The organism is Marinomonas sp. (genome assembly GCF_965225885.1).
In the GTDB taxonomy this organism is placed as follows: Bacteria; Pseudomonadota; Gammaproteobacteria; order Pseudomonadales; family Marinomonadaceae; genus Marinomonas.
The window spans coordinates 3768782-3780292 of sequence record NZ_OZ245329.1 but is presented as its reverse complement, the minus strand read 5'-3'; the positions used below and the strand labels follow the sequence as shown (position 1 = coordinate 3780292).

Annotated in this window: 12 protein-coding genes; 2 read left to right on the top strand and 10 right to left on the bottom strand. The window is 43.1% G+C overall.

Translation table 11 applies throughout. The features are described from left to right. Nucleotides 1-43 precede the first annotated feature (43 nt). A complete protein-coding gene (locus ACO05V_RS18080; protein WP_421854786.1) occupies nucleotides 44-526 on the bottom strand; it encodes a universal stress protein in 483 nt (160 codons plus the stop codon). Nucleotides 527-988: 462 nt separating this feature from the next. Here ACO05V_RS18080 and ACO05V_RS18075 point away from each other — a divergent pair, with 462 nt between their 5' ends. Continuing rightward, on the top strand, nucleotides 989-1609 hold the full coding sequence (locus tag ACO05V_RS18075; RefSeq protein WP_421854783.1) for an FKBP-type peptidyl-prolyl cis-trans isomerase: 621 nt from the start codon (nucleotides 989-991) through the stop codon (nucleotides 1607-1609). Between the two features lie 117 nt (nucleotides 1610-1726). Here the strand turns inward: ACO05V_RS18075 and ACO05V_RS18070 are convergent, their stop codons facing one another. The 9 genes from ACO05V_RS18070 to ACO05V_RS18030 form a co-directional block, all read right to left on the bottom strand. Then, on the bottom strand, nucleotides 1727-2143 hold the full coding sequence (locus ACO05V_RS18070) for a GNAT family N-acetyltransferase (RefSeq protein ID WP_421854780.1): 417 nt from the start codon (nucleotides 2141-2143) through the stop codon (nucleotides 1727-1729). A gap of 29 nt (nucleotides 2144-2172) precedes the next feature. Continuing rightward, the gene (locus ACO05V_RS18065; RefSeq protein WP_421854777.1) at nucleotides 2173-3375 is read right to left on the bottom strand and encodes a JmjC domain-containing protein; all 1203 of its coding nucleotides are present in this window, start codon (nucleotides 3373-3375) and stop codon (nucleotides 2173-2175) included. Nucleotides 3376-3487: 112 nt separating this feature from the next. Further along, nucleotides 3488-4861 carry an adenylosuccinate lyase gene (purB, locus tag ACO05V_RS18060; RefSeq protein WP_421854774.1) on the bottom strand — a complete coding sequence of 458 codons (1374 nt, stop codon included), beginning with the start codon at nucleotides 4859-4861 and terminating at the stop codon, nucleotides 3488-3490. 148 nt (nucleotides 4862-5009) lie between these two features. Beyond that, nucleotides 5010-7232, bottom strand: a complete 2223-nt coding sequence (locus ACO05V_RS18055; RefSeq protein ID WP_421854771.1) for an NADP-dependent isocitrate dehydrogenase — start codon at nucleotides 7230-7232, stop codon at nucleotides 5010-5012. Between the two features lie 279 nt (nucleotides 7233-7511). Next, the gene (gene hflD, locus ACO05V_RS18050) at nucleotides 7512-8141 is read right to left on the bottom strand and encodes a high frequency lysogenization protein HflD (protein WP_421854768.1); all 630 of its coding nucleotides are present in this window, start codon (nucleotides 8139-8141) and stop codon (nucleotides 7512-7514) included. Nucleotides 8142-8158: 17 nt separating this feature from the next. Beyond that, complete coding sequence (gene mnmA / locus ACO05V_RS18045) at nucleotides 8159-9286, bottom strand: tRNA 2-thiouridine(34) synthase MnmA (protein WP_421854766.1); 1128 nt, start codon at nucleotides 9284-9286, stop codon at nucleotides 8159-8161. A gap of 76 nt (nucleotides 9287-9362) precedes the next feature. Beyond that, nucleotides 9363-9809, bottom strand: a complete 447-nt coding sequence (locus ACO05V_RS18040; RefSeq protein WP_421854763.1) for an NUDIX hydrolase — start codon at nucleotides 9807-9809, stop codon at nucleotides 9363-9365. Further along, nucleotides 9703-10431, bottom strand: coding sequence for a pseudouridine synthase (locus tag ACO05V_RS18035; protein WP_421854760.1), 729 nt, complete (start codon nucleotides 10429-10431; stop codon nucleotides 9703-9705). Before ACO05V_RS18035 ends, ACO05V_RS18040 begins: the two co-directional genes overlap by 107 nt. A gap of 129 nt (nucleotides 10432-10560) precedes the next feature. Beyond that, a complete protein-coding gene (locus ACO05V_RS18030; RefSeq protein ID WP_421854757.1) occupies nucleotides 10561-10839 on the bottom strand; it encodes a cold shock domain-containing protein in 279 nt (92 codons plus the stop codon). A 317-nt stretch (nucleotides 10840-11156) separates the two neighbouring features. Between ACO05V_RS18030 and clpS the strand changes: the two genes are divergently transcribed. Continuing rightward, the gene (gene clpS / locus ACO05V_RS18025; protein ID WP_012070938.1) at nucleotides 11157-11507 is read left to right on the top strand and encodes an ATP-dependent Clp protease adapter ClpS; all 351 of its coding nucleotides are present in this window, start codon (nucleotides 11157-11159) and stop codon (nucleotides 11505-11507) included. Nucleotides 11508-11511: the final 4 nt, after the last annotated feature.

Here is an 11511-nt window from a genome sequence, read left to right as displayed (position 1 = left end):
TATTATTTAGTTAGTTGTAACGGTTATTTAATTGGCACAACCGCTATTTTATCGGTACAACGAGCACAGGAATTGAGCTGGTATGAATAACTTTGTTTGCTGTTGAGCCAATGATCATTTGGCTTAGTCGGCCATGTGTTCGGCTATTCATTACAATCAAGTCGGCATTTTTTTCTGCTGCTAAGCGTTGGATTGATTCAGATGGAATACCGTTAACAATAACAGTTTCTGGTGGTGTTTCTAGATTTGAAAGTTCTTCTGAATATTTTTCCATGAATTCTGATAGTAATCTTTCCATGCGTGTATTGATGTCTTTGATGGCATCTTTGCGCATAGCATCTCTAACGTCTTCGGTAATGTAGTTGTTGATCATATTGGCTGCTTGGGCGTTTAGTGGTTCTATCGCATGCATCAATATGACTTTTGCTCCATGAGTTTTGGCTAAGCTTAAAACGAGCTCCATAGCGGCCTGTGTTTTACCGTCTAGATCGCAAGCATAAACGATAGTGTTTATTTTAGGTAACATGGCAAGATCCTCTTTTTATGTACCTATAGCTTAATCTTTTTAGCTTTTGCTGCTCTGATCTGAGTCAATTATCCTTGTGCTTATTTGATGAGTGGTAAGTGATAAGCTGTTAGAAGATTGCTTATCACTATGATTTGCAAATAAAAAGCAACTCATTGAGGATAAGAAGATAAAGCCAATAAATAGCATTCCCCAATAATCAATTGGTTTTTTATCGTTGGCATATCTTTTGGGTGACGGGACAAAGCTCTTAGTTTTCATAACGCACTCCAGCATGAATAACGATTTTATAGATGATAATGAATATCATTTAATAAATCTATGGGGTTGATTAATTTATTTTCACTGGTGATTTTTTTGGGTAGGGCAGGGCGTTAAGGTGTTTGAAAGACAAGCTCATGAGATTTGCCTATGTTATGATACGCGTTCAATTTTTTAGTAAACGAATAAGAGAGTATAAACATGTCAGAACTGTCGTTCGACTCTAACGAAGCAAAAATCGCATACGGCATTGGTCGTCAAATTGGTGATCAACTACGCGGTAGCGATCTTGGTGAATTGTCTCTAACGCATCTTTTTGCTGCAATTGAAGACGCGCTAAACGGTACTGAAATGCGTGTTCCTGGCGCAGAGCTAGAAGCTGCTTTTGCTGAACTACAGCAAAAAATGGAAGAGAAAGGTCGTGCAGCGTCTGAAGAGAACGTGAAAGCAGGCGAAGACTTCCTTGCGACAAACAAAGCCAAAGAAGGCGTACAAACCACTGAAAGTGGTTTGCAGTTTGAAGTGCTTGAAGAAGGTACTGGCGCGACTCCAAGCCGTGAAGCGACCGTTCGTGTACATTACGAAGGCCGTTTGATCGATGGACAAGTATTTGATAGCTCTATCGCTCGTGGCGAGCCAATTGAATTCCCTCTAACTGGCGTTATTGCTGGTTGGACTGAAGGTCTTCAGTTGATGAAAGAAGGCGCGAAATACCGTCTTACTATTCCTGCTGAATTGGCTTACGGTGCTCAAGGTGCTGGCGCAATGATTCAACCTTTCTCTGTTTTGCAATTCGATGTTGAGCTAATTGCGGTTGTTTAATAAACAGTTTAATTAAAACAGCTTAAAGTAAAACATTAAGACAGCGTACAAAAAAGCGAGTCGATCCAAGCGGGATGGCTCGCTTTTTTTGTATTAAATAGATCGGCTAAGAGAAAACTAGATGTCTCTTTCCATGCGGATATGCATTTTTCCAGCTTCTAAAAAAACCTTTCCATCACCACGAAAGTTTTGTTTTTCGTAGAAGGTCTGTACGTCAACTTGGGCATGTAAAAACACTTTGCGAATGCCCATTTCTCGGGCGACTTTCACTGCTCGGTTTAACAGCATTTCGCCATAACCCTGATGGCGATAAGCGGGCAAAACAGCCAATCGGCCAATTTGACCATTATCGGTTAAGCGACAGGTTCCGGTAGGAACCGCCGTTGTGCCAAAAGAAACAAAGTGAACGGCGTCTTCATCTAGCTCGTCCCATTCGTCTTTCGGGTCGATACCTTGCTCAATGATAAAGACTTGTTTGCGCACAAAGGTAAGCTGATCTTTGCTGCTATTCCAGTCTGACGTTAAAACCTTCATGTGAATACCTTACTTAATATTGCGTTCTTTTATTCTTCTGGTGCAGTTAATTCGATCAGACCTTGCTGACGAATGAGAAAACGAACAAGAGGCTCTAGGTCATTATTTTGCTGCAAATCTAGCCCAGAAAAATCGAACTCAATTTGATGACAAACAGCTTCAACAAAGCCTGTTAGCTCTGCATCTACAAGTAAATTTTCGCCATTACAAAACACACGAATCTTACCGTTGTCTTCAGTGCTCTGTTGAACATAGTAACAAATACGCGCATCGCCAGGACGAATAAAAGTTTGGCCTTGTGTCGCACTGCTAAATGCTTCGTTTACTTCTTCATGATTCAATGGTGCAAGGTATTCTGGATATTTACTCTCACTCATTGTTTCCCCTAACCATTCTGCAAGCTGGTCAGGTTGATCAATAAGACGAGCAAGTTGTGTTTGCAAGTATTGAATATCGTCTTTGCTGATGTGCGCACTATGTTGACGGCTTGCTGTTTCTGGCGCAGCAAAGCGATCTTTAACGTTTTCAGTTTCGCAAAGTTTATCGCGAATACCCGTTAATACATCTTGCATACTTGGCGCACGGAAACCGATTGAGTAGGTCATGCACTCGTCGTCTAGTGATCGGCCATTGTGGGCAAAGTTAGGTGGTAAATAGAGGATGTCACCAGCTTCCAGTTCCCAATCCATTTCTGGATTGACGGGAAAGTTGTCTAAAATATGTAGTTTGATATTGGGGATCGCTGAATCTTGGTATTCATCTGGCGATAATACTTGCCAGCGACGCTTACCTGATACTTGAACTAAGAACACATCGTATTGGTCGTAATGAGGGCCAACACTGCCGCCTTCTGTGGCGTAGCTGATCATGACGTCGTCTAAGCGCCAGCTTGGCAAAAACTCAAATTGTTCTTTTAGCGCTTGAACTTCTGGTACCCAATGATCAACGGCTTGGACTAATAGCGTCCATTCTTTCTCAGGTAGAGTCGCAAAGGTGTCTTCGGTAAAAGGGCCTTGGCGCATTTCCCAAGGTCTTAATCCGTTCTCGATCACAATGCGAGATTCAATTTCTTCTTCCATTGCCATGCCGGCAAGTTCATCTGCTTCCAATGGTAGAGTGAAATCGACAAGACCGCCGCGAATTAACAAAGGCTTTTTTTGCCAATATTCGTCGATAAAGGTTTGGGCTGTCATGCCACCAAGAATAGCCAACGGTGTATTTAGGTCTGTCATAAATCGCTCATTAAAAAGAACAAAGAAAGTAGTGATATTGCTAAAGGTTAGCAGCCTTAAAGGCAAAAAGAGCCGATAAATCGGCTCTTTTATTTACTTGTTAAAGTAAGGCTTAGTTGCGAATCGCTTTCGCTTGAGCAACCGCGTTACCGATGTAAGTGCTTGGGGTTAGCGCTTTCAAGTCGGCTTTGGCTTGCTCAGGCATGTCTAGCGTATCGACAAAGGCTTCAATCGTCGCTTGATCGATAGTGCGGCCACGCGTTAGCTCTTTTAGCTTCTCGTATGGAGATTCGATGCCGTAGCGACGCATAACGGTTTGAATTGGCTCAGCCAATACTTCCCAAGCATTGTTAAGGTCTGCTTCAAGACGTGCAGCGTTGATTTCCAACTTGCTGATGCCTTTTAGAGTTGCTTGGTAAGCGATTAAGCTGTGAGCCAAACCAACACCAAGGTTACGAAGAACCGTAGAGTCAGTTAGGTCGCGCTGCCAGCGAGAAATTGGCAATTTAGCGCTCAAGTGACCCATGATCGCGTTCGCAATGCCCAAGTTACCTTCGGAGTTTTCGAAGTCGATTGGGTTAACTTTGTGTGGCATGGTAGAAGAACCGATTTCGCCAGCAATGGTTTTTTGCTTGAAGAAGCCCATAGAAATATAGCCCCACACATCGCGGTCGAAATCGATCAAGATAGTGTTGAAGCGGCAAATGGCATCGTATAGCTCTGCAATGTAATCATGCGGCTCGATTTGAGTTGTGTAAGGGTTCCAAGTCAAACCTAGAGAAGTAACGAACGCTTCAGCGTGTGCTTGCCAATCCACATCAGGGTAAGCCGAAAGGTGAGCATTGTAGTTACCGACAGCACCGTTGATTTTGCCTAAAAATTCAACGTTTTCGATTTGCTTAAGCTGACGGCTAAGGCGTGCAGCAACGTTAGCCATTTCTTTACCAACAGTGGTTGGTGATGCTGTTTGGCCATGCGTACGAGACAACATTGATTGCTCAGCGTGCTCGATCGCCAGATCTTGAACTGCTTTAATGACGTTTTTAAGCTCTGGAGTAATGCCTTGTTCCAATGCTTCACGCAACATCAATGCATGAGATAAGTTGTTGATGTCTTCTGAAGTACAAGCAAAGTGAACAAATTCAGAAATCGCTGCTAATTCTGCATTATCAGCCATTTTGTTCTTGATGAAATATTCTACTGCTTTGACATCGTGGTTCGTGGTTTTCTCAATGTCTTTAATGGCTTGTGCATCAGCTTCACTGAAGTTATCCGCAAGCTGATCCAATAAAGCGCTGGCTTCATTGCTCAATGCTGGAACTTCGATAATTTGTGGGTGTTTGGCAAGAGCCTGTAGCCAGCGAACTTCGACTATGACTCGCATACGCAGCAAACCATACTCGCTCACGGAGCGACGTAGTACGTTTGTTTTCGATCCGTAACGACCGTCGATAGGGGAAATTGCATTTAAGCTAGTTAATTCCATTGAGATAACGCCTCGAACATGGTTTTCAGGGAGCAACTATTATAGGCAAAAGAGCGGAGGTAATACAGGGATTCACGGGAGGGATTGGCATAAAAAAGCCCAGATACTATCCAAAGGAGAATATCTGGGCTTGCTTTAACGTTTTACTTTATAGTGTTGCCAACGCGGAATTGAAGGTTGTGCTAGGACGCATGATCTTAGCTACTTCGTTAAGATCCATGTGGTAGTAACCAGATAAGCCAGAAGGCTTGCCTTGTACTGCCGCAAGTTCAGCCACAATCTTGTCTTCGTTGTCCGCTAACTGTTTTGCAAGAGGCGCGAATTTCGCTGCCAATGTTGCATCGTCAGTTTGTGCAGCAAGCTCTTGAGACCAGTAAAGCGCTAGGTAGAAGTGGCTACCACGGTTATCGATTTCGCCTGCTTTACGAGAAGGAGACTTGTTGTTGTCTAGCAGTTTGCCTGTTGCTGTATCTAGGCATTTCGCAAGAACTTTTGCTTTTGCGTTGTTGTGCTTGATGCCAAGCTCTTCGAAAGATACCGCCACTGCTAGGAATTCCCCTAGAGAGTCCCAACGAAGGTGGTTTTCGTTGACAAGCTGTTGAACGTGCTTAGGAGCAGAACCGCCTGCACCCGTTTCATACATGCCGCCGCCGTTTAGCATTGGCACGATAGACAGCATTTTCGCAGACGTGCCCAATTCCAAGATTGGGAACAAGTCAGTCAGGTAGTCACGTAGGATGTTACCGGTTACTGAAATTGTGTCTTTACCACGAATAATGCGTTCCATAGAGAAACGGATCGCTTCATTGTAAGACATGATGCGAATGTCTAGACCGCTTGTGTCGTGGTCTTTTAGGTAAGTTTCTACTTTCTTACGTAGCTCGTTATCGTGTGCACGTTCTTCTTCTAACCAAAACACAGCAGGCGTGTCAGATTGACGAGCACGAGTCACGCCCAGTTTTACCCAATCGCGGATTGCTGCATCCTTAGTTTGGCAAGCGCGCCAGATGTCGCCTTTTTCAACATTGTGTTGCATCAAGACATTGCCGTTTGCATCCACAACGCGCATCACGCCATCGGCTTTCATTTCGAATGTTTTGTCGTGAGAACCGTATTCTTCTGCTTTTTGCGCCATTAGGCCAACGTTTGGCACGGTGCCCATTGTTACAGGGTCGAATGCGCCATTGGTTTTACAGAAGTTGATAGTTTCTTGGTAAATACGAGCGTAAGTGCTGTCTGGAATGACGGCTTTAGCATCATGTGCTTTGCCATCACGGCCCCACATTTTACCAGAGTTACGGATCATCGCAGGCATAGAAGCGTCAACGATTACATCACTTGGTACGTGTAGGTTAGTGATACCTTTATCTGAATCAACCATTGCTAATTCAGGACGAGTTTTATAAACGTCTTGAATCGCTTGTTTGATTTCTTCTTGCTTCGCTTCAGGAAGACTTTGAATCTTGTCGTAAACGCTGCCTAAACCGTTGTTTGGGTTAACGCCGATTTCTTTGAAAAGCTCACCGTATTTTTCGAAAACGTCTTTGTAGAAGACCGTTACCGCGTGACCGAATACGATTGGGTGAGAGACTTTCATCATGGTTGCTTTTAAATGCACAGACCACATGACGTTGTCTTCTTTCGCTTCTTGTAATGTCGCCTCAAAGAAAGCACGAAGTTTTTTGGTGCTGATGTTCATGCTGTCGATGATTTCGCCAGCTAGAAGAGGAAGTGATTTTTTCACTTCAACAGAGCCATCTTTTGCAACGAATTCAATTTTAACGGTTTGAGCAGAATCCATAGTAGTGGACTGCTCAGAAGAGTAGAAATCGCCATCACGCATGTAATCAACGTGAGAAACAGACGTTTTGCTCCACTTGCCCATTGAATGAGGGTTTTTACGCGCGAAACCTTTAACGGCTGCAGGTGCGCGACGGTCAGAGTTACCTTGGCGTAGCACTGGGTTTACCGCACTACCAAGTACTTTAGAATAACGGGCTTGAACGTCTTTTTCTTCGTCTGTTTGTGGGTTTTCTGGGTATTCAGGAAGGCCGTAACCTTCAGCGTTCAATTCTTTAATTGTTGCGTAAAGCTGTGGCAAAGAAGCACTGATGTTAGGTAGCTTAACGATGTTGGCTTCTGGGTCTGCGGTTAGGTCACCTAGGAATTTTAGGCCGTCTTCAGCTTGCTTGTCTGCCGGAAGTAGGTCTGCAAAAGCAGAAATAACACGACTAGCCAAAGATATGTCTGTCAATTTTAGTTCGATGTCTGCTTCTTTAGCGAAAGCGCCAAAGATAGGAAGTAGAGACGCGGTTGCCAGAGCTGGCGCCTCATCCGTAAATGTATAGTAAATGGTTTGTTTCGTTGACATGTAATTCCCCTAACATTTCAGGCATTAGCCTATTGAATCGAAGATGACTTTTAGCCGCCATTCCCTAATTTAAACTGCTCTTACAGGTTAACCCGCACAGGTTAAAAATTTGTACGATATACTACATAAAAAAACAACGTAGAGATATTGGCTCTCAGATATAGTGGAAATTGATTTCAATTATTCGCGGAGGTTCTTGCTCAACCACTTTGAGTGCCAATCACCCATTAAAAGGTTATTTATTAGGCATAAAAAAAGACCCAGAGGGTCTTTTAAGCATTAATTACGTGACTCTAGTGCATTCAATAATGCTTTTCTTTTAAAGATTAAATGCCAGCGTTTTCCGCCAAGTTGTCGCCATAACATGGCAGCGCGAATACCAGCCATTAAAATCGCTCTTACTTGGTTAGCAACTTGCGGCTGTTGTAAAAAACGACTGTCGCCATGTACTTGAATACGAAAGGATAACTTACTCAGAGTGTCCTGATACATGCCTGAAATCGACGCCAGCATGTTTTCGTGTAAAACGCTTTCATAGTGTGCTTTTTTCTGCTCGATTTGAGCTATTTTTTGCCCAATGGTAGACAGCATGTCTGGTGTTTTAGCCAGTTTGTTTTCTAGATGAATTAAACTAAGTGCATATCTAAGAGTGTCTGGATTCACACTACTGCGTTCTTTGCCTAAGGCTTGGCGAGATATTTTTCTGCCTAAAGCAAGATTGGTTGAACAATCCCATTGGCCACCGTAAATATCTTCAGTAGAGGCTGCGTTAACCATTAATAGGCTTTCTAATAATGGTTGTAAGCTGGCATTATCTACCTGACCTGTTTTCGCTAAAATCGACACTAATTCTGCCGCTTGGAAAATGGCGGACAGGGCGATGGTTTGCTCTTTTTCTCTGCTACTCACGCTTTCTCTCTTAATAGTTACTTGTTAAAGGCGACGTTAATGATGCCGCCACCAAGACAGACTTCGTCTACATAAAACACCACGGATTGGCCAGGAGTGACTGCTCTTTGAGGTTCCACAAAGGATACTTCAACGCGGCCATCGGCTAATTCATTGATGGTGCATTCTTGATCTGGTTGGCGATAACGACATTTTGCTTTGCACGTTAAAGGGAACGCTGGTTTTTCTCTCGCAACCCAATCGAAGTTGTCAGCAATTAAATGCGTTTTAAATAACGATTCATGCTGACCGCCTTGTGTCACGATCAATACATTTCGTTCTAAGTCTTTCTCAACCACATACCATGGATCGTCAGAGTATTTGGCTAGACCGCCAATACCCAAACCTTGGCGTTGGCCAATAGTGTGATACATCAAGCCGTGGTGGCGAGCAATTTTGTCGCCTTCAAGGGTTTCTATGTCGCCCGGTTGAGCGGGTAAGTATTGCTCTAAAAAATCTTTGAAGCGACGTTCGCCGATGAAACAAATACCGGTGCTGTCTTTTTTGTTGTGAGTGACTAGGCCAAATTCTTCAGCCAAGCGACGTACTTCTGGTTTTTCAAGTTCACCAACAGGGAAGAGTGTTTTGGCAATTTCGTCTTTGCCTACCGCATATAGAAAGTAGCTTTGATCTTTGTTGCCATCTAAGCCTTTTAGCAATAGTGGTTCACCGTCTTTTTCGCCGCGGCGAACATAATGTCCAGTGGCAATGTAATCGGCATTTAGCGCCATGGCGTACTCTAGAAACGCTTTGAATTTGATTTCTTTATTGCACAAAATATCTGGGTTTGGCGTGCGGCCAGCTTTGTATTCAGCCAAAAAATGCTCGAAGACGTTGTCCCAATATTCTGATGCAAAGTTAGCGGTATGCAGTTTTATACCGAGTTTATCCGATACGGCTTGAGCATCAGCAAGGTCGTCTTTTGCTGTGCAATACTCTGTGCCATCGTCTTCGTCCCAGTTCTTCATGAATAGGCCTTCAACCTGATAACCCTGTTGCATCAGAATAAGTGCTGATACGGAGGAGTCGACACCGCCAGACATGCCCACAATGACTTTTTTATCGTGATTGGCTGGTTGATCTGTTAGGTAGTGGCTTTCTTTCATGACCGATTTTTTCTCGACTGTTAATTTAGTAAAACGAAGAGGCAGAGCCTCAGTAAAATTGATTGCGCATTGTACTTCATTTTTGAGTACTCGGCACAGGCGACAAGTACTGATCTGACAAGAATGATAAGGAAATAATGGGGTTGTTTTGCGAATCTTCAATGCAGGCTTTAATTAATGGGCTGCGATGAGGCAGTGCCACGATTTCTTCGTAAGTTAACCAGTGGCTAGAAACAATATCTTTATCGAGTGGCTCGTTGGTTTCACTAACGGCTTCGCACAAAAAACATAGGCGATGATAGGTGTCAGCGCCTTCGTAAGGTGTAAAAGCATACATGCCAAGTAAGCCGATAGGTTTTACTATCCAACCAGACTCTTCTTTTGTTTCACGAATGACCGCTTCTATGGCGCTTTCGTTATTTTCGATGTGACCGGCTGGTTGATTTAGGACGAGTATTCCGTCTTGCCATTCCTTCACCATGAGAAACTTTGTTTCCTTGGGGTCTTTGTTGTCCTTTCTCACTAGGGCGGCGACGGTTAGGTGAGGCAGTCTTTCTCTTTCTTTGCTCTTCAAACTGATTAACCTCTTTTAGTAAGTCGTCGGTTGGTTCTATGAAGTTCCATTGGCCTACTGTTGTATTTTCTAGAGTATAAGGGCCAATGGCATAACGAATTAATCTAAGTGTTGGGAAACCTACTGCGGCGGTCATTCGGCGAACTTGTCGATTTTTGCCTTCTCGAATTTGTAGCGATAGCCAGCTCGTAGGGATATTTTCCCGATGGCGAACTGGAGGAACTCTTTCCCAAACGTCTGGTTCTGCCATATGTTCAGCTTGAGCAGGCTTGGTGAGTCCGTCTTTTAGCTCGACGCCTTGTCTGAGTTTTGCTAAAGCGTCGTCCGAAATCTCGCCTTCAACCTGAACCCAGTAGGTTTTGGGGAGCTTAAAATCAGGTGAAGCGATGATGTGTTGTAAAGCACCTTGATTGGTTAAAAGTAAAAGACCTTCAGAATCAAAGTCTAATCTTCCAGCAGGATAAAACTCTGGTATTTCAATATATTTGGCAAGAGTGGTTTTATCGCCTTCTGCGGAGAATTGGCTGAGCACTCGGAAGAGCTTATTAAATAAAATTAAGTTAGAAGGCATGAGTTCGATTATGGTGTTGTTGGGAAGAGGTTAGGAGTATAAAAACAGCGTAAAAAGACATTTATCTTACTCCTCATGATGAGGAGTAAGATAGCAAATTCGCTTGAGGATAGCGATGATCTAGCGGTTTTATGCTGGTTGAGTATTTTTATCGTCGGAGTGATTGCCCTCTTGTTTGGCTTCTTTTTTAGTTTCTTGTATAGCTGCTGTCGGATTGATTTCAATCGCATGCAGGCCTCGTTCTCCCGGTTCAACGTCAAAGGTTACCGTTTGGCCTGCTTTAAGCGTTTTGTAGCCTTCTACATTGATCGCTGAATAATGAATAAATAAATCTTCATTAAAATCTTCCGACACAATAAAGCCGTAGCCTTTTGCGTTGTTAAACCACTTCACTGATCCGTGATGCATGAGTCACTCCTTATCCACTCAGTCGATGTTTGCCTAACTCATCAAAAATGAGTAATGATGATGCTAAGCGCGTTTGAAAACATAGCTCGGATAGCGCAGATTACTAAATAGGTGCAAATTATTTGTGATGGATCAATGCTAAAATTTTATCATCAAACATTGATTGCACATTTGGTCACCCCAATTAAGAGCGTAGAAGCCCTTTTGGTATTTGTAAAATCCAAGTGGTAATCTATTACTCATAAAAAGTCGTATATAAGTAGTAATGCGTCATATTTGGCAAATTACGTAAAAAATTGTAGCCTCAGAGGCATGGGATGATTACAGATCAACAAATTAGACTAGTATCAGAAGATGACGAGCAACATGGGCATTCCAGTATTGCCATTGCTCCAGAAGAGACGGAGTTAAAGCCACCTTCTATGTATCAAGTTGTGTTATTTAATGATGACTATACGCCAATGGATTTTGTCGTATTTGTTTTACAGCGTTTTTTTTCTATGGATGGGGAGAAGGCTAATCAGGTAATGTTAGAAGTGCATCAAAAAGGGAAAGGAGTTTGCGGTATTTATCCTTTTGATATTGCTGAAACTAAAGTAGCAATGGTACAACAGTTCGTGGAACAAAATGAGCACCCCTTAATGTGCGACCTACAAAAGGTCGACTGATTCA

Bases quoted from the DNA above. Each gene is read 5' to 3' on its own strand.
- ACO05V_RS18065 (WP_421854777.1), bottom strand. From the start codon at position 3,375: ATGACAGACCTAAATACACCGTTGGCTATTCTTGGTGGCATGACAGCC.
- ACO05V_RS18080 (WP_421854786.1), bottom strand. From the start codon at position 526: ATGTTACCTAAAATAAACACTATCGTTTATGCTTGCGATCTAGACGGT.
- purB (WP_421854774.1), bottom strand. From the start codon at position 4,861: ATGGAATTAACTAGCTTAAATGCAATTTCCCCTATCGACGGTCGTTAC.
- ACO05V_RS18035 (WP_421854760.1), bottom strand. From the start codon at position 10,431: ATGCCTTCTAACTTAATTTTATTTAATAAGCTCTTCCGAGTGCTCAGC.
- ACO05V_RS18075 (WP_421854783.1), top strand. From the start codon at position 989: ATGTCAGAACTGTCGTTCGACTCTAACGAAGCAAAAATCGCATACGGC.
- clpS (WP_012070938.1), top strand. From the start codon at position 11,157: ATGATTACAGATCAACAAATTAGACTAGTATCAGAAGATGACGAGCAA.
- ACO05V_RS18030 (WP_421854757.1), bottom strand. From the start codon at position 10,839: ATGCATCACGGATCAGTGAAGTGGTTTAACAACGCAAAAGGCTACGGC.
- ACO05V_RS18070 (WP_421854780.1), bottom strand. From the start codon at position 2,143: ATGAAGGTTTTAACGTCAGACTGGAATAGCAGCAAAGATCAGCTTACC.
- ACO05V_RS18055 (WP_421854771.1), bottom strand. From the start codon at position 7,232: ATGTCAACGAAACAAACCATTTACTATACATTTACGGATGAGGCGCCA.
- mnmA (WP_421854766.1), bottom strand. From the start codon at position 9,286: ATGAAAGAAAGCCACTACCTAACAGATCAACCAGCCAATCACGATAAA.